Below are 22,253 nucleotides of genomic sequence, written 5' to 3'. Positions count from 1 at the left end.
GTATCCAACGTGCCACGCGCGACGGGCGGCCGCACGGGACGATCAGCCTGGGAGGCCGCCCCCGCCTCGCGCCCGAACGGCCGTCGACCGACCGAGCCGACTCAGCCGGTGATCTCGATGCGCTGAGCCTTGCCCTTCTCGGTCTTGGGGACCTTCACCGTGAGGACTCCGTTGTTCAGGTCCGCGCTGATGTGCTCCGTGTCGGAGTTCGGCGGCAGAATCGTTCGGTAGTCGAACTGGCCGATGTGGCGGGTCTGCCGGCGGACCTTCCCGGTGTGTTCCTTTTCCCTGATCTCGCCGTGGATGTCGAGTTCGCCTTCGGCGACCTCCACGGTGATCTGGTCCTTGTCCACTCCGGGCAGCTCCAGTTCCACCAGGTAGGCGGCATCGGTGTCCTCGATGTCGGCCAGGGGTGCCCATGGCTCGGCCGCGCCGAACCCGGGGAAGCCACCACTGGGAAAGGCGGCGTGCATGAGCTGGTCGACCCTGGTACGCAGGTCCTCCAGCTCCCGCAGGGCTGCCGGAAGCCCGCTTCTGCTGTGGCGTGCGGGATGTGTCATGGCTGATGCCTCCTTGCCTTCTGCCTTGGGGTCGCCGTGCCGCAGTCGGTCACATGGGCCACCCGGCGACCTCCCGGCCGTGTGGCCGCGGTACGCCCATGCCCTCGATGTCGCGCTCGGCAGTCTTCAGCAGCTGCCCGGCCAGGTCGTTCATGGCCCGGCCCGCTGCCAGTTCGTCACCGATCTCCGGCACGTTCGAGTCCGCCGGATGGCAGTGCGCGGTCCCGTGACCGGTGAGTTCCGTGGTGCCGGTGTCCAGGATCAGACGTGCATTCGTCGTTCCCTCGTCGTCCTCGAACAGATGAAGACGAACCGTCCATTCCAACGTATGCGGCATCGCTTTCCTCCTCACCTCGGTACGGACCGATGCGACCCTGATGGGGCTCGTTCTGGGGCTTGCCGTGCGGAGGCAGCTGCCATCTGGTCCTCGATGCGTTGCCGGATGCGGGTCGTGAGTGCGCGCAGTCGCTCGGAGGTCGTCGCCCGGGGCGCGACGGGTGCTCGGATCCGGCGGGCGGCCGAGGGAAGCTCTCCCAGGTCCGCGGCGAGTCTCTCCCGGCACTCGGCGAGCGTGGGCCGTCTGCCGGTGCACCGCCCGTTCCGCATCACCGTCTCCAGCAGCGGAACGCCGTCGTCGGGGGGCTGCTCGTCGGCGAGAGCGATCTCGTCGGCGCAGCCGGGGAGGCGGAACACCTGCTTGCGGCCGGGTGCCGTCACCTTCGCCGACGAGAGCTTCATCACCGGGCGGCCGTCGAACTCGACCAGCTTGTACGCGGAATCCAGGTACGGCGCGTCGGCCGACACGCCGACACGGGTGCCCACGGCATACGTGTCGATCGGTGCTCCGGAGCGCACGAGGTCGTCCACGGCGTACTCGTCGAGACCACCACTGGCGACGATCCGCACGCCCGGCAGACCCGCGTCGTCGAGGATCGACCGGGCCCGTACCGCCAGGTCCCCGAGGTCACCGCTGTCCAGCCGCACGGCGGAGCCTGGCCCGCGGTCCAGGTCCCGCAGGACGCGAGCCGCGACGCGGACGCCTTCCTCCGTGTCATAGGTGTCCACCAGCAGGGTCACCGGACCGGGGTGGCAGCGGGCGAAGGCGCGGAACGCGTCCTCCTCCGAGGAGAACGCCTCCACGAAGGAGTGGGCCATTGTGCCGACGGCGGGGATGCCCTCAGCGGTGGCCGCCGCCACGTTGCTCGTACCGGCGAAGCCGGCCATCGCCCCCAGACGAGCCGATTGGAACCCCGCCTGCGGACCGTGGGTGCGCCGCAGGGAGAAGTCGACGACCGGGTGACCGGCCGCCGCGAGCACGCAGCGTGCGGCCTTCGAAGCGATCGCGGTCTGATGGCTGAGTCGGTTGAGCACATACGTTTCGACCAACTGCGCTTGCGGAAATGGTGCGGTCACCTCCAGCAGCGGCTCTCCCGCGAATACGATCCTCCCCTCCGGGACCGCCCGCACCTGGCCGGTGAACGTCAGGCCGAGCAGCGGCTCCAGGTCCCCTGGCGGCCTGTGCAGCGCGGAAGCGAACGCGTCGACGTCCTCGGGGCCGACATGAAAGCCGGCCAGGTAGTCGAGTGCCGACTCCAGCCCCGCCGCTACCAGGAAGCCGCGTTCAGGGGGCAGGTTGCGGACGAAGAGGCTGAATGTCGCCGGGCCGGTCATCCCCTCCCGCAGGTAGGACATGGCCATCGTGACTTCGTACAGATCGGTGGTCGTCGCATCCGACATCGGTGTCACCTCCTGGGCTTCCGTCCGGCCTCCTGCTCGTCACCGGCGGAAGCGCGCGGACCACTGCGGTTCCACCAGGTCCCACTCGGCGTCCCACTGCGCATACCTTCTCCGGTCCAGGACCAGGCGCATGCCCGCCCAGGTCGCGTAGGAGCCGGCGGCCACGCCGAACGCCGCCATACCGCCCACCATCCAGCCACTGGTCGTCGCATTGAGAGTGCTCGTCGGCGGACTGGTGACGGTTCCCTGCCGTGTCACCCACACACGCACGGTGGCGCCCTTGGGACTTCCCGGCTTCACGAGGGCCGTTCCGGTGCGCACGACACCGTCGGGGTCGGTCCAGCGGACCCGCGCCGGTCGCTTCACCCAGTCGTCGTCGCTCTTGACGTCCGTTGTCAGCCGGGCGGTGACCTGGTGCCGTTCCGCTGCCTGGGCTCGCACGGTGCGCATCGACGCCTCGTACGCCGTCAGTCCCGCGCTGACCGCGGCGGCCGGCAGCCCGAGCACGAGAACGACCATCAGGACGCGGCGGAACCAGCCTTCGAACCTGTCGGACATACGGCTCAGGGAGTTCGCGCCCTTGGGCACGTGATCGCCGCGCCGGGGCGGCGGACCGGATGCATACGGCGAACCTTGTGCGCTCATGAGTCGGCCTCCAGCAACTCGCCGGCCGTCCCCCACCACCTGCTCCCACTGTCGACCGGCAGCGAGTTCGGGGTACAGGGCCGAAAGTCCCTGTCGGGCTGGCATTCGGCCCAGGCCCACCGGTTGCCGGCCTTGTCCGTTTCCGCAGACCCGCGGTCACGTTCGTCATATCTGGGGAACGACCGCGACGGGACACGGCGCGTGATGCAGTAGTGCGTGACTGATCAGGCCCAGCTGCAGGCCCGGGTGGCCCTGTCGCCTGCGGGCGCCGACGACGAGCAGGTCCGCCTCCGAGGCCGCGTCCAGCAGCGCTCGGCGGGCCGGGCCCTCGATCACCCTGGAGCTCACCCGGGCGTCGCGATACCGCTCCGCAAGGCCGCGCAGGGCCTCGTCGAGGACCTGGGACGGCGGGCGCCGATGGGCCTCCATGGCGTACCACGACGGAGCCGGCCGCGTGGTGAGAGCCCTGGACGACGGATTCCAGGCGTGCACCGCCGTCAGCCGGCAGCTCCGCACCTGAGCCTCCTGCAACGCGAACTGCAAGGCCGTGCCGCTGCCCTCCCCCTCCTCGACACCGACGACGATGTTCCCGAACCGGCCGTCCCGGTGCTCAGCGGCACCGCGCACCACGACGACCGGGCAGTCCGCCCGGGCTGCCACGGCCAGGCTGACCGCGCCCAGGAGCATTTCGGCGAGGTCTCCAAGCCCTCTGGACCCGAGCACCAGCGCGAAGGCGTTGCGTCCCTTGTCGACGAGGGCAGCGGCGGCGTCCTCGTGCAGCACCTCGCTCGACAGCTGCGCCGTGGGAGCTCTTTCCCTGGCTCGTTTCGAGGCGGCACTGATCACGTCGGACGGCTCGCGGTCACCGGCCGCCGCATGCACGAGGTGGAGCGGCACGCTGTGCCGGACCGCCTCGTCGGCGGCCCAGTCCACCGCCTCCAGACTTGGTTCGGACCCGTCGATGCCGACCACCAGGGGAATCGCCACCGCACCTGTCTCCTCTCGTGGCGGGTGCCCCATGCCCGGCCCCCCTCCGCGGCTCCACATGCGCCGGAGCGGGGACTGGGGTACTCCTCGAAGGAGAGAAGCACCGCGCTCGGCATGTCGGCGACGTCCGGAGCATGCATGCCAGCGGACTCGTTCACCGTCACCCACCGTCGTATCCAGCTTCGTACGAGACGGAGGCCGCCGCCATGCAGCCGGTCGTCACCGTGGGCCTCGACGGCTCACCCGAGAGTCTCGCCGCCGCCCACTGGGCCGCCGACGAGGCCGAGAAGCGCAAGCTCACGCTGCGCCTGCTGCACGCGTGGCCACTGCTCGCGCCGGAACCCGCCCACGCCCCCTCCGAGGTCGATCAGAACTACTGGGCGAAGCGTCTCGTGTACACCGCGCGGGCGGAACTGCAAGCCCGTCACCCGAGCCTGCCCATTGTCGGGAGTCTGGTGGCCGACGACGCCCAGGACGCTCTGCTCCAGGCGGCGTCGGAATCCGAGATGATCGTGCTCGGCTCACGGGGGCTGGAGCCCGTCGAGAGCTACTTCCTGGGCGACGTCAGCATGTCGGTCGTGGCCCGGGCGGAGCGGCCGGTGGTACTGGTCCGCGCCGAAACCCGGGTGGAGGGAACACCACCGGCACCTGCGGGCCGTGTGGTCGTGGCCCTGAAACTGAGCGGATCCTCCGACGACCTGCTCGACTTCGCGTTCCACACCGCCGCGGCCAGAGGGGTTCCGTTCCTGGCCGTTCACGGCCGAAGCGTGCCGCTTCACGCGCGCGTGCCCTGGGGCGTGGACCACTCCGCCACCGACGAGATGACGCGGGACGCGCAGACGGAGCTGAGCAAGGCTCTCCGCGCCTGGCGCGAGAAGTACCCGCAGGTGGACGTGGCCGACAGCATCCGTCTCGCAAGCCCCGCCAAGGCCGTCGTGCAGGCTGCCGAAGGCGCGGCGCCGCTGGTTGTCGGCCGGCGGACACACCGGCACGGTGTGGCACCCCACCTCGGCCCGGTCGCCCACGCCGCCATCCATCACGGACGCTGCCCGGTCGCCGTCGTCCCCCATGACTGAGCCCGCCCACCACGGGCCACCGCCCCCGCGCGCGGAGGTGTGCGAGACGCACACCGCGATCGTGTTCTTCGCCGGGGACCGCGCCTACAAGGTCAAGAAACCGGTGGACCTCGGATTCCTGGACTACACCACGCGCGCGGCGCGCCGGACAGCGTGCGAACGCGAAGTCACGCTCAACCGCCGCTTCGCCCCCGACGTCTATCTGGGCCTGGGCGAGTTCAGCAGCCCGGACGCCGAAGGTCCCGAGCCCCTCGTGGTGATGAGACGCATGCCCGCGGACCGGCGTCTCTCCCGCCTGGTACGAGAAGGGGCCGTCCCGGACGACGTCCTCCGGGCCGTCGCCCGGCACCTCGCCGCGTGGCACGCGGACGCGCCCCGTGGCCGGGATGTGGACGAGCAGGGCACGCGGGACGCCCTTTCGTCGCGCTGGGAGGCCAGCTTCGAGCAGGTCCACGCGCTGACCGACGACGGCTCCGTGCCCGAGGGGATGACGGAGACGGAACAACTGGTGCGCCGCTATCTAGCAGGCCGCGAGCGGTTGTTCGCGTCCCGTATCGAGCAAGGGCGCGTGGTCGACGGCCACGGCGACCTGCTCGCCGAGGACATCTTCTGCCTCGATGACGGCCCCCGTGTCCTGGACTGCCTGGAGTTCGACGACCGGCTGCGCTACGTCGACGGCCTGGACGACGCCGCCTTCCTCGCCATGGACCTGGAACAGCTCGGCGCTCCGGAGGCCGCCTCCTACTTCCTCGCGCAGTACAGCGAATACTCCGGCGACCCCGCCCCCGCGTCCCTGTGGCACCACTACGTCGCCTACCGCGCGTTCGTCCGCGCCAAGGTCTCCCTGATCCAGGCCCGTCAGGGCGCGCCGGGCGCGGAGGCGGCGACACAAAGGCTGGTCGCGACGACGCTGCGCCACCTGCGCACCTCCGCCGTCGGCCTGACCGTCGTCGGCGGGCTGCCGGGCAGCGGGAAGTCCACCCTCTCCGGCGCGCTGGCCGACCGGCTGGGAGTCACCCTGCTCAGCAGCGACCGCGCCCGCAAGGAACTGGCGGGCATTCCCGCGGAGCAGTCCGCGGCGGCCGGCTACGGCGAAGGGCTGTACACGCCCGAGTGGACGGCCAGGACCTACGCCACCCTCCTCGACCGGGCGGCGGCCCTGCTGTCCGCCGGTGAGTCGGTCGTCCTGGACGCCACATGGTCGGACACGGCACAGCGTGAAGCGGCACAGCGCGTGGCCGAACGCACCAGCGCCGACCTGGTCGCTCTGCACTGCCACGTCCCGGACGACGTGTCAGCGGCCCGACTGAGCACGCGCGCGTCCGGCCCGTCCGACGCCGACCTGGACATCGCCACCGCCATGGCGGCCAGGGAACCCGCGTGGCCCGAGGCCGTCGCGGTCGACACCAGCGGCCCGTTGGAGTCCGCGGTCGCCCGGGCGCTGGCAGCCGTACGCCCCTGGAGCACCGGCCAGGCCCCGGTCTTCCGCCGCCCCTACATGGAGCCGGACTGACGGGAGACGCACGACGACCGGGGGGTCCCTGTTGCCGGGGTGCTCCGCCGGGGTGACCGTGGAGGTGGGGGAGCGAGGGAGTGAGCACCGTGCGATCGCTCGTCTATCACGGCCCGGGGCACATCTCCTGGGACACCGCCCCGGACCCCGAGATGGAGGAGGCGACCGACGCGGTCGTGCGCGTCGACGCCACCACTGTCTGCGGCAGTGATCTGCACATTCTGCGAGGAGAGCTCCCTGAGGTGAAGCCGGGGACGGTCCTCGGCCACGAGGCCGTGGGCGAGGTCTTGGAGGTCGGCCGTGATGTGCACGGTCTGCGCTCCGGCCACCAGGTGATCGTGTCGTCCGTCTCGTCCTGCGGCCGCTGTCAGGCGTGCCGAGACACCATGCGCGGGCAATGCCGCGGGGGCGGTGGCTGGATCCTGGGAAACCAGATCAACGGAACCCAGGCCGAGTTCGTACGGGTCCCCTTCGCCGACCACTCCACCCACCGACGGCCTCCCGCGATCCCGCTCGACGACGCGCTTCTGCTCGCCGAGGTCCTCCCCACCGCCTACGAGGTCGGGGTACGGAACGAACACGTCGGCCCCGGTGACACCGTCGTCGTGGTGGGCGCGGGGCCCATCGGTCTCGCCACGGTCGCCGTCGCACGGCTCTACTCACCCCGCCGGATCATCGTGGTGGACCTGTCCAGCGCCCGGCTGGAAGCCGCCGCCCGGGTGGGGGCCGATGCCGCCGGAGTGGCGGGGAAGATGATCGCCGAGCTGTCCGAGGGACCGGGCGCCGACGTCGCCATTGAGGCATCGGGCGAACCGGAAGGCTTTGTCCTCTGCACCCGGGCCATCCGGGCAGGAGGGCACATCGCCAACATCGGGACGCACGGCAAACCGGCCACGCTGCACCTTGAGTCCCTGTGGCGGAAGAACGTGACGATCAGCACCGGCCAGGTGGACACGTCCTCCACACCGTGGCTACTGGAGCTCCTGAGGTTCGGACGCTTGCCCGTCTCCCAGCTGGTCACCCACACCTTCGGCCTCGGCCGGATGGAGCACGCCTACGAGGTGTTCTCGCAGGGCGCCACCACAGGTGCCCTCAAGGTCGTGCTGCACCGGGAGTGAGAGGAGCCCGGAAGCAGGAGCCCGAACGGGTCGGCCGGTCCATTGGACGCAGTGCCGGGAGGAGCACCGATGCACTGGGAAACAATCCGCAAGGACACCACATCGGTCGTCCCACCCCGTCTCGCCGACTACGACCGAGCCTGCTCGGACTTCACCTGGGCACAGGCGCGCACCGAGCTGGCCGGGCTGCCCGGCGGCGGCCTCAACATGGCCCACGAGGCGGTCGACCTGCACGCGGCGTCCGCCCACGCGGACAGGGCAGCCCTGCGGTGCGTCGCCCGCGACGACTCGGTCTCCACCGTCACGTACGCGGAACTGGCCCGGCGTACGGCGCGTTTCGCGAACGTTCTGCGGTCACTCGGCGTCGGCCGCGGAGACCGGGTGTTCACCCTGCTCGGCCGCTGCCCCGAGCTGTACACCACGGTGCTGGGCACGCTGAAGAACACCAGCGTGCTGTGTCCGCTCTTCTCGGCCTTCGGCCCCGACCCGGTGGAGCAGCGGCTACGGCTCGGCGACGCCCGTGTCCTGGTCACCACCGCGGCCCTGTACCGGCGCAAGGTCGCCGTACGGCGGGCCTCGGTTCCCGGACTGGAACACGTCCTGATCGTCGGGCCCGGGACCGCGGAACTGTCCGGCGCTGTCTCCTTCGACGACGTGATGGCCGCCGCCCCGGACACCTTCACCATCCCGCCGACCTCGCCCGAGGACATGGCCCTGCTGCACTTCACCAGCGGTACCACGGGCACCCCCAAGGGCGCGGTCCACGTCCACGAGGCCGTCGTCGCCCACCACGCCACAGCCGCGTACGCCCTCGACCTGCACCCCGGGGACGTGTACTGGTGCACCGCCGATCCCGGCTGGGTCACCGGCATGTCGTACGGGATCATCGCCCCGCTCGTCCACGGCGTGACGGTGGTCGTCGACGAGGGGGACTACGACGCCCGGCGCTGGTACCGGATCCTCGACGAGCAGCGGGTCGGCGTCTGGTACACCGCCCCCACGGCCCTGCGCATGCTCATGCGCGCCACACCACGCCAGGGCCCGTACGACCTGCCGCGCTCCTATGACCTGTCGGCCCTGCGCTTCATCGCCTCCGTTGGCGAGCCCCTCAACCCGGAGGCCGTCCGGTGGGGCCAGGACGTGCTGGGCCTGCCGGTGCACGACAACTGGTGGCAGACCGAGACCGGCTGCATCATGATCGCGAACTTCGCCGCCTGTGAGATACGGCCCGGCTCGATGGGGCGGCCACTGCCCGGCGTCGAGGCGACCGTGCTGGAACAGGGCGAGGACGGCCGGGCCCTGGTCACCGACGGCCGGGTCACGCAGGTGCGAAGCCCCGAGGTCGAGGGCGAGTTGGCGCTCCGGCCGGGCTGGCCCGCGATGTTCCGCGGCTATCTCCACGACAAGGAGCGCTACGACGCCGCGTTCGCGGACGGCTGGTATCTGACCGGTGACCTGGTGCGCCGGGACGCGGACGGCTGGTACTGGTTCGTGGGGCGTGCCGACGACGTCATCAAGTCGGCCGGCCATCTGATCGGCCCGTTCGAGGTGGAGAGCGCGCTGATGGAGCACCCGTCGGTGGCCGAGGCCGGGGTGATCGGACGGCCGGACCCGGTCGCCGGGAACGTCGTCAAGGCGTTCGTGTCGCTGCGCCCCGGTGTCCCGCCGACTCCGGATCTGGAGCGTGAGCTGCTCGCCTTCGGCCGCCGCAAGCTGGGGCCCGCCGTCGCACCCAGGGAGATCGCGTTCGAGCAGAACCTGCCCAAGACCCGCAGCGGGAAGGTGATGCGCCGTCTGCTGCGCGCACGCGAACTCGGCCTGCCCACGGGCGACTTGTCCACCCTGGAGGGATCCTCATGAGTCCGGCCCACCCCACCAGCGCACGCAAGGACACGGCTCACCGGAAGGTCGGCAAGAGTGCCGCGAAGACCAGGCGGAAGACGGGCGCCGGATCTCCGTCCGACCGTTCGGCCGACGGGCACCGGACGGACCTGCTGGAGGCCATGCTGCGCATCCGGCGCTTCGAGGAGCGGTGCGTCGAGCTGTACAGCGCCACCAAGATCCGCGGCTTCGTCCATCTGTACATCGGCGAGGAGGCCGTAGCCGTCGGCGTCAACGAGGCACTGACACCCGAGGACGCGGTCGTCGCCACCTATCGCGAGCACGGCCACGCCCTGGCCCGCGGGATCTCGGCCGAGGCCATCATGGCCGAGATGTACGGCAGGGCGACCGGGTGCAGCGGCGGCCGGGGCGGCTCCATGCACTTGTTCGACGCGAGTCGGCGCTTCTACGGTGGCAACGCGATCGTCGCCGGTGGACTCCCGCTGGCCGCCGGCCTCGCCCTCGCCGACCGTATGCGCGGACAGGCCCGCGTCACCTGCTGCTTCTTCGGTGACGGAGCCTTCGCCGAGGGCGAGTTCCACGAAACGGCGAACCTCGCGGCCCTGTGGAGACTTCCCCTGCTCCTCATCTGCGAGAACAACCTCTACGCCATGGGCACGGCCCTGGCGCGGCACGAGGCCCAGACCGACCTGGCCATGAGGGCCGCTTCGTACGGCATGGTCGCGTGGGCCGTCGACGGCATGGACGTCGAGGCCGTGGAACAGACCGCACGACGGGCCGCCGAGGCCGTCAGGTCCGGTGCCGGGCCGCACTTCCTCGAACTGCGCACCTATCGGTTCCGCGCCCATTCCATGTACGACCCGGACCGGTACCGCGACAAGGCGGAGGTGGAGCGGTGGAAGGAGCGGGACCCGATCACGCGGCTTCTCGACCGCATGCGCGAGGACGGCGAGCCGGTCGACGAGACACTCGCCGGGATCGAGCGCCGGGTCGCCGCCGAGGTCGACCACGCCGTGGAGGCGGCGGAGCAGGCACCCGAAGAACCGGTGGAGCATCTCCTGCACCACGTCACCAGCGCTTCGGCGGAGGTGAGCTGACCATGGGCGACGGTGAGCGGCCGCAGGCGGCGAAGACGACCTACCGGGAAGCGATGCGCGAGGCGCTGCGGGACGCCCTGCGCGCCGACGACCGCGTCTTCCTGATGGGCGAGGACGTGGGCCGCTACGGCGGAGGCTTCGGCGTCAGCCTCGGCCTGCTGGAGGAGTTCGGTCCGGCACGCGTCCGCGACACCCCGCTGTCGGAGTCCGCGTTCGTGGGCGCCGGCATCGGCGCCGCCCTGGCCGGGCTGCGGCCGATCGTCGAGATCATGACCGTCAACTTCAGCCTGCTCGCCCTCGACCAGATCCTCAACAACGCGGCCACCCTGCTGCACATGTCGGGCGGCCAACTGGCCGTGCCCCTGGTCATCCGCATGACGACAGGTGCCGGACGGCAGCTCGGGGCCCAGCACTCGCACAGCCTGGAGGGCTGGTACGCGCACATCCCCGGCATCCGGGTCCTCGCCCCCGCCACCCTCGAGGACGCCCGCCACATGCTGGCCCCGGCGCTCGCAGCCCCCGACCCGGTCCTGATCTTCGAGCACGGAGGTCTCTACAACGTCTCCGGCGAACTCCTCCCGGCCACCGCTCCCGTTGACCTGGATCACGCCGCGGTCCGCAGACCCGGCACCGACATCTCGCTGATCACGTACGGAGGTTCGCTGCCCAAGACCCTCGCGGCGGCGGACGAGTTGGCCGCCGCGGGCATCAGCGCCGAAGTGATCGACCTGCGCACGCTCCGGCCCTATGACGCCCGGACCGTCGCCGCTTCCGTGGCCCGTACCCACCGTGCGGTGGTCGTCGACGAGGCATGGCGGACGGGAAGCTTCGCCGCCGAGGTGTCCGCCCGTATCGCCGAGGAGTCGTTCTACGAACTGGACGCGCCCGTCGAGCGGGTGTGCAGCGCGGAGGTGCCCATGCCGTACGCCCGTCAGATGGAGGAGGCCGCCCTGCCGCAGACCCCCGACATCGTCGCGGCCGCCCACCGGGCGGTGGACTGACCATGGCTGAGTTCACCATGCCGTCGCTCGGTGCCGACATGGACGAGGGCACGCTCCTGGAGTGGCTGGTGGAGCCCGGCGACCTCGTCCACAAGGGCGATCCGGTCGCGGTCGTCGAGACCGCGAAGGCGACCATCGAGGTGGAATGCTTCGAGACCGGAACCCTGGCCGAGCTGCTCGTCGAGCCCGGCACGACGGTGCCGGTGGGCACACCGCTCGCGCTGATCAGGGTGCCGACGAAGAAACCCGAGCACCCGGCAGAGGAAAAGAAGCCGCACACGACCCGAGAACCGCGCAAGGCCAGGCACCCCGAGGGTTCTGAGAAGACCGAGAAGGCGGCGACGCGACGAGCGGCGCGTCGCGCACCGAAGAAGGGCGAGCCTGCCAAGCCCCCGTCCCCGCCTCCCGAACCCGCCACGGTCCCGGCCGCCCCGGTACTGACCGCCGCTCGACGAGGCGTCCACACCGAGGCAGGTCCCCTGGTCCGGCATCTGGCGGAGCAAAGCGGCGTAGACCTGGAGACGCTGCACGGTTCCGGACCCGGAGGACGTGTCACCCGAACCGACGTCGAGGAAGCGGCGGCCGCCCGGCAACCGCGCCTGCGGGTAACCCCTCTCGCCCGGAGACTGGCGGCCGACATGGGCGTCGATCTGGCCATGGTGAGGGGGACGGGCAAGGACTCGGCCGTTCGTGCCGCGGACGTACGCCGGGCGGCCCTCGGCCCTGCGACCGAGACCCCCTCCTCGCAGGTCGGCGCCCCCACGGTCCGTCCGTCCGTCGAGCGTCTCTCGGCGGACCGGGGTGCGGCCATGCGTCAGGCGATCGCCGGTCTGATGAGCCGCGCCAACCGGGACATTCCCCACTACTACCTCTCCACGACCGTGGACATGGCCGCCGCCATGGACTGGCTGCACGAGCACAACCGACGCAGTCCGCTCGGCGAACGGCTGCTCCCCGCCGCCCTGCTGCTCAAGGCGGCGGCCCTGGCGGCCCGGGATGTCCCCGAGCTCAACGGTTCCTGGACCGACGACCACTTCACGGCCGGTGAGGGCGTCCACCTCGGCGTGGCCGTCTCGCTGCGCGGCGGAGGGCTCATCGCCCCCGCACTGCACCACGCCGACACCCTGGCACTCCCGCAGCTGATGACGGCCCTGAAGGACCTGGTCACGCGGGCCCGTACGGGCAGACTACGCGGCTCCGAGGTGTCGGACGCCACGATCACGGTCACCAACCTCGGAGATCAGGGAGTGGAGGCCGTGTTCGGAGTGATCTATCCACCGCAGGTGGCCCTCGTCGGATTCGGGCGGGTGGTCGACCGGCCGTGCGCCGTCGACGGCATGCTGGGCGTGCGGCCCGTAGTCACTGCGACCCTTTCGGCCGACCACCGAGCGACGGACGGCGCCGTCGGCGCCCGCTACCTCACGGCGGTCACCCACCTCCTGCAGAACCCGGAGCAGCTGTGAACATCAACCGGACCGACGCATTGGACATGGTGAGGGAATCGATCTCCCGGGTCGTCCCGGACGCCGACATCGGCGCACTGGGGCCCGATGACGCGTTCCGTGACGCGCTGGAGATGGACTCCCTGGACTTCCTGAGTTTCGTCGAAGTGCTCAGCGAACGGTCCGGTGTCCGTATCGAGGACGAGGACACACCCCGGCTGACCACGCTGGCCGGCAGTGCCGACTTTCTCGTCGCCCGCACGGGCTGATGTGCCCTCCGTGGACGTGAACGGCTCAAGCCGCTTCGGTGTTGTCGATGACACCCACGACGTCGTCCATGTCCCGTACCGAGGCGAGCAGTTCGGGGTCGAGCGCCTTGTCCACTTTCCCCGCCACGGTCACCACGCCCTGCTCCACGGTGACTTCGACAGCCCGCGGGTCCAGCAGGTACTGGCCGACCAGGGACTCGACCTCGGCGAGGATCTCGGTGTCGTCGCGGATCAGGGCACGCAGCAGATCGTGCCGGCTCACCACACCGACGAGCCGGCCGTGATGGTCGGTCACGGGGAGGCGCTTCAACCGGCCGTGCGCGGCGGTCCACGCCGCGTCCGCCACCCTCTGCTCCGGGTGGACGGTGACGGGCGGGAAGGTCATCAACGTGGCGGCCGTGTCGCCGTGGCTCTTGTCGTACAGGCGGTGCTGCCACAGCCTGCCGACAGCTCCGTGCCGACGCGGCTCCGCCATCACGGCGGCCTTGGCCAGCAGGTCCGATTCCGAGACGACACCGATCACGTGGTCGTCGGAGTCGACCACCGGCAGGGCGCTCACCTGCTGACGGGCCAGCGTGTGGGCCACGTCCAGGAACGGCGTGTCAGCGGCCACGGAGCCTGCCGGCACCCGCATGACGTCCAGCACGCGGAGTACGGCCGGTCCCGGGGCGGGCGGACCGGGTGCGGCGGTGGCGGGCGGCTCGGCATCCTCCCCGCGGTGAGGGCGCTCGGATTCCTCGGTGCTCCTCGCCGACGCGGCGCCGGCGATGGCACCGAGGTAGCGGCGCAGTGCGTCCTGACGCGGTTCCTCCTGGGGTGTCCAGGGGCGGCCCGGCATGGTGTGGCGGGCTTCTTTCTCCGCCGAGCTGTGCTCGAAGTCGCTCACGGCTGCCTCCTGGGGACGCCGTTCACCTGTGGGCTCAGTTTCGCATCGATCGACCGGTGCGGCCTCTGGGCCGAACGGCCCCGCCGGGGGACAGGCGGCCAAGCGCGACGCGACAGGCCATCGTCCACCAGGGAGACTGGGAAGCGGGGCCTCGGCCCACCTGGAGGAGTGCGTGTGACGGGTTTCCGGGACTTTCTGACGCGGTTCAGGCCGGCGGCGTCACCCGGCCGCGCCGCACCGGGTGGTGTCCCCGCGGACCGCTCCGCCGAACTCCGTGCGGAACTCACACCGCCCCTGGCCCTCCTCGAACAGACGGAGGCGGAGGCCCGGAACATACGCGAACGGGCCGACGCGGCCGTCGCGTCGCGCCGCAGCGAAGCCGAAGGGCAGGCCGGGACAATCGTGGCCGCGGCGCATGAGGAGGCCCGGCAGGTACGGGTGCGCACCGCCGAGCAGGTTCTGCGCGCGGCCGATGGCGAGGCCGCGGCACTGCTCGCCGAGGCAGAACGCGAGGCGGTCGCCGTACGTGGCCGTGCCAGGAGCCGGACACCCGTGCTCGTCGACCGGGTGCTCGCCCTGGTGCTGGAGGACCTCGCGGCGAACGAGGAGTCGACCGTGCCGCCGGGGGAAGGCCACCGGGCTCAGGACCCCGGGAGGCCACGGGGAGGTGGTTCCTGATGAGGGCCGGTCGGGTGGCGGGTGTGACCCGGGCACGGGCTCTGCGGACCAGGTGTCTGGGCGTCGAGGGCACCAGGCAGGTGGCGGCGTCCCGCGAACTCGACGACGCCCTGCGCTACTTGGCGGCCACCCCGTACCGACACCATGTCACTCCGGGCGCCACGCCGGCCGAAGCCCAGCGTGCGGTCTCGGCGACACTTCTGTGGCATCTCCGGGTCCTCGCCGGCTGGCAACCGGCCAGCGGCACGGACGCCGTCCGGGCACTGGCCGCGGGATTCGAGATCTCCAACACCGAACACCATCTGGGCGAACTCGCGGCCGATCCGCCGCAGCCGGGCACCGAACGCCTCTACCCCCCGCCCTACCGCCTGGGTGCGCTGGCGATCGCCTGGACGCGGGTCGCCCGCACCCGTTCGCCGTCGGAGCTGCGTACCGCGCTGGCGGCCTCCGCCTGGGGTGACCCCGGGGGCGACTCGCCGGCCGCGATCGCCACCGGTATGCGGGTTTCCGCCGCCGTGCGGCTCGCCGCCGCCGTTCCCGACTCGGCCCGCTGGGCGGCGGCCCGGCTCGCCCTGCTCTTCGGCCGCGAGGTCTTCGTCGTCGGCCGCCGGATGCCCGACGTCTCCGCCCACCGGGCGGCACGCCTGCTCGGCCCGCGAGCGGTGGGCGCGAGGTCGTACGCCGAATTCCGGCAGGTGCTGCCGGCCAACGCCGGATGGCTGCTGATCGACGTCGACGAGGCGGCGGACCTGTGGCGGGCGGAGGCACGCTGGTGGGACGTGGTCGAGCGAGAGGGCCGTGAACTACTGCGCCGGGCCCGTTTCGGCCCCCAGCCGGTCGTGGGAGCCGTGGCGCTGCTGTCGGTCGACGCCTGGCGGATCCGTGGCGCGCTGGAGCTGGCTGCCAGGGGCGGTGGCCCAGGGGACTGGCTCGGGGAGGTGCTCGATGCCCCGGGCTGAGCCGGCGCTTCCGGTCAGGATGCGCAGGGTGGCCGTCGTGGCCCCCGAGAAGGCGTTGCGGGAGAGCCTGGTCCGGATCGCCGAAGCGGGCCACGTCGAGATCGACCTGGCCGGGGACGGTGGGCCGGAAGTCCGAAGGCCCGTGGCGACGCGACTGCGGCGGCTGCGCACCGAGCCGGGGCAAGCGGTTCTCAGCGAGGCTCTCCCCGACCTGGACGCCCTGGAGCGCGAGGGCCGGACGGATCTGTTGGCGGGCGAGGCGCAGCTGGAGGAGCGCCTTGGCAGCGCGGTCCGGCACGGCGAGGCCGCCGCACTGGCCGGCTGGTGCCCCGAGGCGGAGGTGGGCGCCACGGCGGCGCGCATCGCTGGTGCCGGGGGCGCGCTGGTGGTGCTGAGGACCCCGCGCGGCATCGATCCGCCGACCTTGCTGACCGGAGCGGACACCGCAACCTCGGTACACCCGGCGAGAACCGTGCGGCGCTCCTTCACACCTCTGGTCAGCACGTACGGCACCGTGCCCTACGCCGACCTCGATCCCACCCTGCCGGCCGGGATCGTCTACGCAGTGATGTTCGGCGTGATGTTCGGCGATGCCGGGCACGGGCTGCTGCTCGTCGCCCTCGCCCTTGCGCTGCGCACCGGCCGGCCGCGCCGACTGGGGCCGCTGCGCCATCTGTGGCCGTTCGTCGCCGGGGCCGGACTGGCCGCCACCCTGGCGGGGATGGCGTACGGCGAGTTCTTCGGCCCGACCGGCGTGCTGCCCGTGCTGTGGCTGGCACCGTTGGAGGAGCCCATGCGGCTGCTGGCCTCTGCCGTCGTGTTCGGCGCCGTGCTGCTGGCCCTCGCCTATGCCGTGGGCATCGTGAACCGGTGGCGGGAGGGCGGACCGGCTGCGGCCGTGTATTCGACGACCGGTGTCGCCGGGGCCGCGCTCTACCTCGGTCTCGGCGCCGTCGCCGGATGTGTGTGGCTCGGCGAGCCGGCGTTCGCCGCCGTGGGGGCCGCGATCGCCGTCGGCGGCCTGGGCCTGGCCGGGGCGGGGCTGTACGCGAGCACGGCGGGCGGCCCGGGCGGAGCCGTACAGACCGGCATCCAGCTCCTCGACGCTCTGGTCCGGATCGGGTCCAACGTCGTGTCCTTCGCGCGACTCGCTGCCTTCGGGCTGACCCATGCGGCGCTCGGCGCCATCGTCTGGGACGGCACGCGGGCTCTGGCCGGCCGGGGTCCGGCCGGAGTCGTCGCCGCGTTGTTGGTGTTCCTCGCGGGCAACGCCCTGGCCTTCTCGCTGGAGGCGCTGGTGGCCGGGGTCCAGGCGCTCCGCCTGGAGTACTACGAACTCTTCTCCCGGCTCTTCGAGGGAGAGGGCCGTCCCTTCAGACCCTGGCATCTGCCCGTCGAACACATCACGGACTCGGCCGCCGACCACGGGCCGCCCGCAGCAGCGCCGCCCGCAGATGGGGAGGCCGCCCGGCTCGGCCCGGCGAGGGAGGAGCACTCGTGATCACCTGGTTCTTGGCTCTGCCCGTCATCGCGGCGGGATTCGTCGCCGCACGCCTGGTGCTGCGGCGCTCGGGCCGGACGGCCCTGTGGTGGATGGTCGCCGCCGACGCGGTGCTCCTGGTGGCCGCCACCGTGGTGCTGACCCTGGCGCTCGGCGGCGGATCCGCCCAGGCCGCGACCACGGCCGCTCAGGACTCGGGCTCCGGCTCCGCCGCTCTGATCGGAGCCGCGATCGCGGTGGCCGCCTCCACCATCGGCGCGGGCATCGCCGTCGCCTACACCGGGGCGGCCGCCCTCGCGGCGCTCAGCGAACGGCCCGAACTGTTCGGCCGGGCCATGGTCATCGTCGGCCTGGCCGAGGGCATCGCCATCTACGGGCTGGTCGTCGCGGTCATCCTCATCGGGAAGGCATGACCATGGGACGCGTCGCCGCCCTCGGAGAGCGGGCCCGGGTTGCCGGTCTCGCCCTGGCGGGAGCGGTCGTCCTCGCCGCCGACGATCCCGAGGCCGTACGCCGGGGCTGGCGGAGCCTGCCGGACGGCGTCGACCTGGTGATCCTTACCCCTGCAGCGGCCCAGGCGCTGGAGCAGGACCACGGATTGCCTGCGGGCAGCCGCCGACTGACCACCGTGATGACGCCATGACGTCACCGACTGCCGATCCGACGACGGACGCACTCGACCCGGTCCGGTCAGAGCTGCTGCGAGCCGCTCACGCCGATGCGGACGCGCTCCTGGCCCACGCCGAGCGGGAAGCCGCCGCCCGGCTCGATCAGGCCAGGGCCGAGGCCCGGGCGATCCTCGAAGACGCCCGGCGCCAAGGCGAGGCCGACGGAGCCGACGCCGCCCGTGACCGCCTCGTCAGGGCCAGGCGGGAGGCCAGGTCCCGCACGGTCGCCGCTCGGCGCGAGCCATACGAGCAACTGTGCCGCGAGGCCGCCGAACGGGTCCGGGAGTTGCGTCGGGCCGACGGCTACGTGGCACTCCGGGAGCGGCTGGAGCAGCGCGCCCGGGTGCTCCTCGGTCCCGGCGCCGAGGTGACCGAGCCCGCCGACGGGGGAGTGGTGGCCCAGGTACCGGGCAGGCGGGTCGACCTGTCGCTGACCGCGTTGGCCGATCGCGCCCTGGACAGCATGGGGGCGGAGGTGCGCAGCCTGTGGGAGCCATGACGTTCACCGGGACGGACCGCCCGCCTGTCGCCCGGCAGCCGGTCTCCAGGATCCTGCGCGTTACCGGGCCGCTGGTCGAGATGGAGTACGCGGGCGGCACCGCGATGTACGACCTGGTCTCGATCGGCCCTGCCGGACTGCCCGGCGAGGTCGTGGCCATCAGCGGTGACGTCGTCACCGTCCAGGCGTACGAGTACACCGGCGGGCTCGCTCCGGGACAGTCGGCGCTCGCTCGGGGTCGGCCGCTGTCGGTGCGGCTCGGTCCGGAGCTGCTCGGCGGGATCTTCGACGGGCTGCTCCGTCCGCTGTCCGGCGCCGGCGACTGGCTGCTCCCGGACACGCGGCGGACCGAGGCAGCGGAACGCACATGGTCCTTCTCCCCCCTGGCAGCGGAGGGCGAGGAACTGGCCGAGGGCCAGGCACTCGGGGAGGTCCGCGACGCGGGGCCGGTACGGGTGAAGGTACTGGTGCCACCCGGCTGCGGGGGCATCGTGACGGAGATCGCCGGTCCTGGGAGCCGGTCACAGGACGCTGTGGTGGCCGTGGTGGGCGGTACCCAAGTGGGGCTGGGTGCTCTGTGGCCGGCGCGCAGGCCCCGCCCCGTGCGGGAGCGCGTCGACACCCACGAGGCCCTCAACACCGGTCAGCGAGTGGTCGACCTCCTCTTTCCCGTGGCCCGGGGCAGCACGGTCGCGGTGCCCGGTGGCTTCGGCACCGGCAAGACGGTGCTGCTCCAGCAGATCGCCAAGTGGTGCGACGCGGACGTCATCGTCTACGTCGGCTGCGGAGAGCGCGGCAACGAGATGGCCGACGTCATCACCGAGTTGTCGGAGCTTCAGGACCCGCGCACCGGCGGACGCCTGGCCGACCGCACGGTGACGATCGCGAACACCTCCAACATGCCGATGATGGCGCGCGAGGCCAGTGTCCACACAGGGGTGACGGTCGCCGAGTACTTCCGTGACATGGGCCTGGACGTGGTGGTCATCGCCGACTCGACCTCCCGATGGGCCGAGGCGCTGCGCGAGTTCGCCTCCCGTACCGGCGCGCTGCCCGCCGAGGAGGGTTATCCGGCCGGACTGGCCTCGGCCATCGCGGCCTTCTATGAGCGGGCCGCCGCCGTGACCACACTCGGCGGTGACCGGGGCTCGGTGACCGTGATCGGCGCGGTGTCCCCGCCCGGCGGGGACATGACCGAACCGGTCACGGCCCACACCGAACGCTTCGTCCGCTGCCTGTGGACCCTGGACCGCGACCTCGCCTACGCCCGCCACTACCCGGCCCTCTCCTGGGCGGGGTCCTTCTCCCGGGACGTCCCCGTGCTGGCCGCCGGACACCGGGCGGCCGGAGATCCGGCGTGGTCCCGGCACCGCGACCGGGTGGGTGCGGCACTGGCGGAGGCCGACCGACTGGCCGACCTGGTGGACCTGATCGGGATCGCCGCCCTCCCGGCGCGGGAGCGGATCAGCGTGCTCGCGGGCAGGCTGGTGCGGGAGGGCGTGCTGCAGCAGAGCGCGCTGTCGGAGCATGACGCGTACTGCGGGCCGGAGAAGACGGCCGCACTGGCTGACGCCGTCCTGATGATCGTCGACCGCTGCCGGGAACTGGTGGACTCCGGTGTGCCGGCGGCGTCGGTCGAGGAGGTCGACTTCGGCCCGCTGCTGCGCGCCCGGGAGGACACGGGCCCGCACGACGCCACCGGGGTGGCGGCGCGGCGTGACGCCATGCTCGCCAGGCTGGGAGAAGTGCGGTCATGAGCCTCTCCGGTGGAATCGAATACACCGCGGTGCGTGAACTCCGGGGTCCGCTCGCGATCGTCGAGGGTGTTTCGGGGGTCGGCTGGGACGAGTACGCGCACATCACCCTCGCCTCGGGCGAACGGCGCCACGGCGTGGTGCTGGACGCCAACCGTGGCCTGGCGGTCGTCCAGGTACTGGAGGGCACCGCGGGCATGGACCCGCAGGGCGTCCGCGCGGTCTTCACGGGCAGCCCCTTGCGCGTCCCGGTTGGTACGGACTGGCTCGGCCGCGTCTGCAACGGCCGCGGGGCCCCCGTCGACGACGGGCCGCCCATATTCGGCGCCCACCAGGCCGAGGTGGGCGGTGCCCCCGTCAACCCGGTGCGACGTGAGCCCCCGTCCGAAGCCGTGCTCACCGGTGTCGGGGCCATCGACGCCCTGACCACGCTGGTACGGGGGCAGAAACTGCCGGTGTTCTCGGTGGCCGGGCTGCCGCATCTGGAACTGGCCGCCCAGATCGCCGCGCAGGCCACCGCCGGCGGAGAGGCGTTCAGCGTCGTCTTCGCGGGCATGGGGCTCACCCACGCCGACGCCTCCTTCGTACGCGACGCCCTGGAGGAACGGTCCGCCGCCGGGGAACTGGTCCTGCTGCTGAACACCGCCGACGACCCGGTGATCGAACGGATCCTCACCCCCCGCATCGCGCTCACCGTCGCCGAGCACCTCGCCTTCACCGAGGGACGGCACGTCCTGGTCGTGATGACCGACATGACGACGTACGCCGAAGCCCTGCGCGAGGTCTCCGCCGCCCGCGGGGAGATCCCCGCCCGCCGCGCCTACCCCGGCTACCTCTACAGCGATCTGGCTTCCCTGTACGAGCGCTGCGGACGCATTCGCGGGCGACCGGGCTCGGTCACCGTGCTGCCGGTGCTCACCATGCCCGCGGGCGACATCACCCATCCCGTACCCGACCTGACCGGTTACATCACCGAGGGACAGATCGTGCTCTCGCCGGAGACGCACGCGCGGGGCGTGTACCCACCGCTGGACGCCCTGTCCTCACTCTCCCGGCTGATGCGCAAGGGCGCCGGCCCGGGGCGTACCCGTGACGACCACCTCGACGTCGCGGCCCAGCTGCTGGCCGCCCTGGCACGAGCCCGGCAGGTCCGTGACCTCGCGGACCTCGTCGGCCAGGCGGCGCTGAGTTCCACCGACCGCCGCTACCTCGACTTCGAGGAGGCGTTCCTGAGGGACTTCGCCGACCAGCGAAGTGACGAGTCCCGCAGCCTCGCCGGCTCGCTCGAACGCGGCTGGCGGGCCCTGCTCACACTGCCCCGCAGCCAGCTCTCCATGCTCCCCACCGGGCTCCTCGACGCCCACGGGGCGAAGGACGCACCGGACACGGAGGCGTCCCGATGACCGGCGCCCGCCGTGTACCGCCCGGTCGGGCGGGACGGCTGCGACTGCGGCACAGCCTCGATGTCGCCGAACGCGGAGCCGACCTGCTGGAGCAGAAGCTCCGTATCCTGCGCTCCGAGCACGAGCGGCTGCTGCGCGCGGAGAGGTCAGCCGCCCGCGCCTGGCGGGACCTGCTGTCCGAGGCCGAGAACTGGCTACTGAAGGGGCTCGTCCTGGGCGGGGAACAGGCCCTCGACGCGGCCGCCGCGGGTATCGGTCCCGCCGAGGTCACACTGCGCTGGACCACCTCCATGGGGGTACGCCACCCCGCGGCGGCCGTTGTGTCCGTACCCGCCCGATCACCCACCGCCGCCGCTCCCACGAACACCGCCCTCGTGCACGCCGAAGCGGCCTACGGCCGTGCCCTGCGCGCCGGCGGCGAGTACGCGGCCGCTCATGCCGCCGCCGAACTGCTGGGCGCCGAGGTCATCAGCACCCGGCACCGGGTCCGTGCCCTGCGTCGCCACTGGATTCCCCGCCTGCGGGAGGCGCTCGACCGGGCCGACCTCGCCCTGGAGCAGGCCGAGCACGAGGACGGCGTCCGGCGGCGCTGGGCCGGTCGGAGCCCCGAGCGGTGAC

23 protein-coding genes are annotated in these 22,253 nt (G+C 72.1%); 17 read left to right on the top strand and 6 right to left on the bottom strand.

Annotation, left to right across the window (positions count from 1 at the left end; all coding sequences use genetic code 11):
- Nucleotides 1-101 precede the first annotated feature (101 nt).
- From ACFU5F_RS07040 to ACFU5F_RS07020, 5 genes are all read right to left on the bottom strand, one after another.
- Nucleotides 102-560: an Hsp20/alpha crystallin family protein gene (locus tag ACFU5F_RS07040; RefSeq protein WP_383883061.1), complete on the bottom strand. Its 459-nt coding sequence runs from the start codon at nucleotides 558-560 to the stop codon at nucleotides 102-104.
- A 49-nt stretch (nucleotides 561-609) separates the two neighbouring features.
- The gene (locus tag ACFU5F_RS07035; protein WP_383883058.1) at nucleotides 610-897 is read right to left on the bottom strand and encodes a DUF1876 domain-containing protein; all 288 of its coding nucleotides are present in this window, start codon (nucleotides 895-897) and stop codon (nucleotides 610-612) included.
- Nucleotides 898-908: 11 nt separating this feature from the next.
- Complete coding sequence (locus ACFU5F_RS07030) at nucleotides 909-2,306, bottom strand: nicotinate phosphoribosyltransferase (RefSeq protein WP_383883055.1); 1,398 nt, start codon at nucleotides 2,304-2,306, stop codon at nucleotides 909-911.
- A gap of 30 nt (nucleotides 2,307-2,336) precedes the next feature.
- A complete protein-coding gene (locus ACFU5F_RS07025; protein ID WP_383883052.1) occupies nucleotides 2,337-2,855 on the bottom strand; it encodes a hypothetical protein in 519 nt (172 codons plus the stop codon).
- A gap of 252 nt (nucleotides 2,856-3,107) precedes the next feature.
- Nucleotides 3,108-3,929, bottom strand: coding sequence for a universal stress protein (locus ACFU5F_RS07020; RefSeq protein WP_383883049.1), 822 nt, complete (start codon nucleotides 3,927-3,929; stop codon nucleotides 3,108-3,110).
- Nucleotides 3,930-4,135: 206 nt separating this feature from the next.
- Here ACFU5F_RS07020 and ACFU5F_RS07015 point away from each other — a divergent pair, with 206 nt between their 5' ends.
- The 8 genes from ACFU5F_RS07015 to ACFU5F_RS06980 all read left to right on the top strand — a co-directional run bounded on the left by ACFU5F_RS07015 (nucleotide 4,136) and on the right by ACFU5F_RS06980 (nucleotide 13,287).
- Nucleotides 4,136-5,005 (top strand): universal stress protein, encoded by an 870-nt coding sequence (locus ACFU5F_RS07015; RefSeq protein WP_383883046.1) that lies wholly within the window; start codon nucleotides 4,136-4,138, stop codon nucleotides 5,003-5,005.
- A complete protein-coding gene (locus tag ACFU5F_RS07010; protein WP_383883043.1) occupies nucleotides 4,998-6,518 on the top strand; it encodes an AAA family ATPase in 1,521 nt (506 codons plus the stop codon). Before ACFU5F_RS07015 ends, ACFU5F_RS07010 begins: the two co-directional genes overlap by 8 nt.
- A gap of 89 nt (nucleotides 6,519-6,607) precedes the next feature.
- Nucleotides 6,608-7,636, top strand: coding sequence for an alcohol dehydrogenase catalytic domain-containing protein (locus tag ACFU5F_RS07005; protein ID WP_383883144.1), 1,029 nt, complete (start codon nucleotides 6,608-6,610; stop codon nucleotides 7,634-7,636).
- 69 nt (nucleotides 7,637-7,705) lie between these two features.
- Nucleotides 7,706-9,496 carry an acetate--CoA ligase gene (gene acsA / locus ACFU5F_RS07000; protein ID WP_383883040.1) on the top strand — a complete coding sequence of 597 codons (1,791 nt, stop codon included), beginning with the start codon at nucleotides 7,706-7,708 and terminating at the stop codon, nucleotides 9,494-9,496.
- Complete coding sequence (gene pdhA / locus ACFU5F_RS06995) at nucleotides 9,493-10,575, top strand: pyruvate dehydrogenase (acetyl-transferring) E1 component subunit alpha (protein WP_383883037.1); 1,083 nt, start codon at nucleotides 9,493-9,495, stop codon at nucleotides 10,573-10,575. The genes acsA and pdhA overlap by 4 nt, the downstream gene beginning before the upstream one ends.
- Before the next feature lie 2 nt (nucleotides 10,576-10,577).
- Nucleotides 10,578-11,576, top strand: a complete 999-nt coding sequence (locus ACFU5F_RS06990; protein ID WP_383883034.1) for an alpha-ketoacid dehydrogenase subunit beta — start codon at nucleotides 10,578-10,580, stop codon at nucleotides 11,574-11,576.
- 2 nt (nucleotides 11,577-11,578) lie between these two features.
- Nucleotides 11,579-13,039, top strand: a complete 1,461-nt coding sequence (locus ACFU5F_RS06985; RefSeq protein WP_383883031.1) for a 2-oxo acid dehydrogenase subunit E2 — start codon at nucleotides 11,579-11,581, stop codon at nucleotides 13,037-13,039.
- Between the two features lie 26 nt (nucleotides 13,040-13,065).
- Nucleotides 13,066-13,287: an acyl carrier protein gene (locus ACFU5F_RS06980; protein WP_383883028.1), complete on the top strand. Its 222-nt coding sequence runs from the start codon at nucleotides 13,066-13,068 to the stop codon at nucleotides 13,285-13,287.
- A 25-nt stretch (nucleotides 13,288-13,312) separates the two neighbouring features.
- On the opposite strand, the gene ACFU5F_RS06975 is transcribed toward ACFU5F_RS06980, so the two are convergent.
- Complete coding sequence (locus ACFU5F_RS06975) at nucleotides 13,313-14,173, bottom strand: CBS domain-containing protein (protein ID WP_383883025.1); 861 nt, start codon at nucleotides 14,171-14,173, stop codon at nucleotides 13,313-13,315.
- Between the two features lie 174 nt (nucleotides 14,174-14,347).
- Between ACFU5F_RS06975 and ACFU5F_RS06970 the strand changes: the two genes are divergently transcribed.
- Genes ACFU5F_RS06970 through ACFU5F_RS06930 form a run of 9 tightly spaced genes read left to right on the top strand, consistent with a single transcriptional unit; the run spans nucleotide 14,348 to nucleotide 22,252 of the window.
- Nucleotides 14,348-14,851, top strand: a complete 504-nt coding sequence (locus ACFU5F_RS06970; RefSeq protein WP_383883022.1) for a hypothetical protein — start codon at nucleotides 14,348-14,350, stop codon at nucleotides 14,849-14,851.
- A gap of 23 nt (nucleotides 14,852-14,874) precedes the next feature.
- The gene (locus ACFU5F_RS06965; RefSeq protein ID WP_383883019.1) at nucleotides 14,875-15,810 is read left to right on the top strand and encodes a hypothetical protein; all 936 of its coding nucleotides are present in this window, start codon (nucleotides 14,875-14,877) and stop codon (nucleotides 15,808-15,810) included.
- Between the two features lie 19 nt (nucleotides 15,811-15,829).
- The gene (locus tag ACFU5F_RS06960; protein WP_383883141.1) at nucleotides 15,830-17,311 is read left to right on the top strand and encodes a V-type ATPase 116kDa subunit family protein; all 1,482 of its coding nucleotides are present in this window, start codon (nucleotides 15,830-15,832) and stop codon (nucleotides 17,309-17,311) included.
- A complete protein-coding gene (locus tag ACFU5F_RS06955) occupies nucleotides 17,308-17,724 on the top strand; it encodes an ATP synthase subunit C (protein ID WP_256905926.1) in 417 nt (138 codons plus the stop codon). Before ACFU5F_RS06960 ends, ACFU5F_RS06955 begins: the two co-directional genes overlap by 4 nt.
- Complete coding sequence (locus ACFU5F_RS06950; protein ID WP_383883015.1) at nucleotides 17,721-17,954, top strand: hypothetical protein; 234 nt, start codon at nucleotides 17,721-17,723, stop codon at nucleotides 17,952-17,954. The genes ACFU5F_RS06955 and ACFU5F_RS06950 overlap by 4 nt, the downstream gene beginning before the upstream one ends.
- Complete coding sequence (locus ACFU5F_RS06945) at nucleotides 17,951-18,478, top strand: hypothetical protein (protein WP_383883012.1); 528 nt, start codon at nucleotides 17,951-17,953, stop codon at nucleotides 18,476-18,478. Before ACFU5F_RS06950 ends, ACFU5F_RS06945 begins: the two co-directional genes overlap by 4 nt.
- On the top strand, nucleotides 18,475-20,235 hold the full coding sequence (locus ACFU5F_RS06940) for a V-type ATP synthase subunit A (protein WP_383883009.1): 1,761 nt from the start codon (nucleotides 18,475-18,477) through the stop codon (nucleotides 20,233-20,235). The genes ACFU5F_RS06945 and ACFU5F_RS06940 overlap by 4 nt, the downstream gene beginning before the upstream one ends.
- Nucleotides 20,232-21,635, top strand: a complete 1,404-nt coding sequence (locus ACFU5F_RS06935) for a V-type ATP synthase subunit B (protein WP_383883006.1) — start codon at nucleotides 20,232-20,234, stop codon at nucleotides 21,633-21,635. Before ACFU5F_RS06940 ends, ACFU5F_RS06935 begins: the two co-directional genes overlap by 4 nt.
- Nucleotides 21,632-22,252, top strand: a complete 621-nt coding sequence (locus tag ACFU5F_RS06930) for a V-type ATP synthase subunit D (protein WP_383883003.1) — start codon at nucleotides 21,632-21,634, stop codon at nucleotides 22,250-22,252. The genes ACFU5F_RS06935 and ACFU5F_RS06930 overlap by 4 nt, the downstream gene beginning before the upstream one ends.
- Nucleotide 22,253 lies beyond the last annotated feature (1 nt).

It is taken from the genome of Streptomyces sp. NPDC057438 (genome assembly GCF_042802995.1).
In the GTDB taxonomy this organism is placed as follows: Bacteria; Actinomycetota; Actinomycetes; order Streptomycetales; family Streptomycetaceae; genus Streptomyces.
This window is presented reverse-complemented; position numbering and strand designations above follow the sequence as displayed.

What these genes read in the sequence shown, in the direction of transcription:
- ACFU5F_RS07040 (WP_383883061.1), bottom strand. Translation starts at nt 560, where the DNA reads ATGACACATCCCGCACGCCACAGCAGAAGCGGGCTTCCGGCAGCCCTG.
- ACFU5F_RS07035 (WP_383883058.1), bottom strand. Translation starts at nt 897, where the DNA reads ATGCCGCATACGTTGGAATGGACGGTTCGTCTTCATCTGTTCGAGGAC.
- ACFU5F_RS07025 (WP_383883052.1), bottom strand. Translation starts at nt 2,855, where the DNA reads ATGTCCGACAGGTTCGAAGGCTGGTTCCGCCGCGTCCTGATGGTCGTT.
- ACFU5F_RS07015 (WP_383883046.1), top strand. Translation starts at nt 4,136, where the DNA reads ATGCAGCCGGTCGTCACCGTGGGCCTCGACGGCTCACCCGAGAGTCTC.
- ACFU5F_RS07010 (WP_383883043.1), top strand. Translation starts at nt 4,998, where the DNA reads ATGACTGAGCCCGCCCACCACGGGCCACCGCCCCCGCGCGCGGAGGTG.
- acsA (WP_383883040.1), top strand. Translation starts at nt 7,706, where the DNA reads ATGCACTGGGAAACAATCCGCAAGGACACCACATCGGTCGTCCCACCC.
- pdhA (WP_383883037.1), top strand. Translation starts at nt 9,493, where the DNA reads ATGAGTCCGGCCCACCCCACCAGCGCACGCAAGGACACGGCTCACCGG.
- ACFU5F_RS06990 (WP_383883034.1), top strand. Translation starts at nt 10,578, where the DNA reads ATGGGCGACGGTGAGCGGCCGCAGGCGGCGAAGACGACCTACCGGGAA.
- ACFU5F_RS06985 (WP_383883031.1), top strand. Translation starts at nt 11,579, where the DNA reads ATGGCTGAGTTCACCATGCCGTCGCTCGGTGCCGACATGGACGAGGGC.
- ACFU5F_RS06980 (WP_383883028.1), top strand. Translation starts at nt 13,066, where the DNA reads ATGGTGAGGGAATCGATCTCCCGGGTCGTCCCGGACGCCGACATCGGC.
- ACFU5F_RS06960 (WP_383883141.1), top strand. Translation starts at nt 15,830, where the DNA reads ATGCGCAGGGTGGCCGTCGTGGCCCCCGAGAAGGCGTTGCGGGAGAGC.
- ACFU5F_RS06950 (WP_383883015.1), top strand. Translation starts at nt 17,721, where the DNA reads ATGACCATGGGACGCGTCGCCGCCCTCGGAGAGCGGGCCCGGGTTGCC.
- ACFU5F_RS06945 (WP_383883012.1), top strand. Translation starts at nt 17,951, where the DNA reads ATGACGTCACCGACTGCCGATCCGACGACGGACGCACTCGACCCGGTC.
- ACFU5F_RS06940 (WP_383883009.1), top strand. Translation starts at nt 18,475, where the DNA reads ATGACGTTCACCGGGACGGACCGCCCGCCTGTCGCCCGGCAGCCGGTC.
- ACFU5F_RS06935 (WP_383883006.1), top strand. Translation starts at nt 20,232, where the DNA reads ATGAGCCTCTCCGGTGGAATCGAATACACCGCGGTGCGTGAACTCCGG.
- ACFU5F_RS06930 (WP_383883003.1), top strand. Translation starts at nt 21,632, where the DNA reads ATGACCGGCGCCCGCCGTGTACCGCCCGGTCGGGCGGGACGGCTGCGA.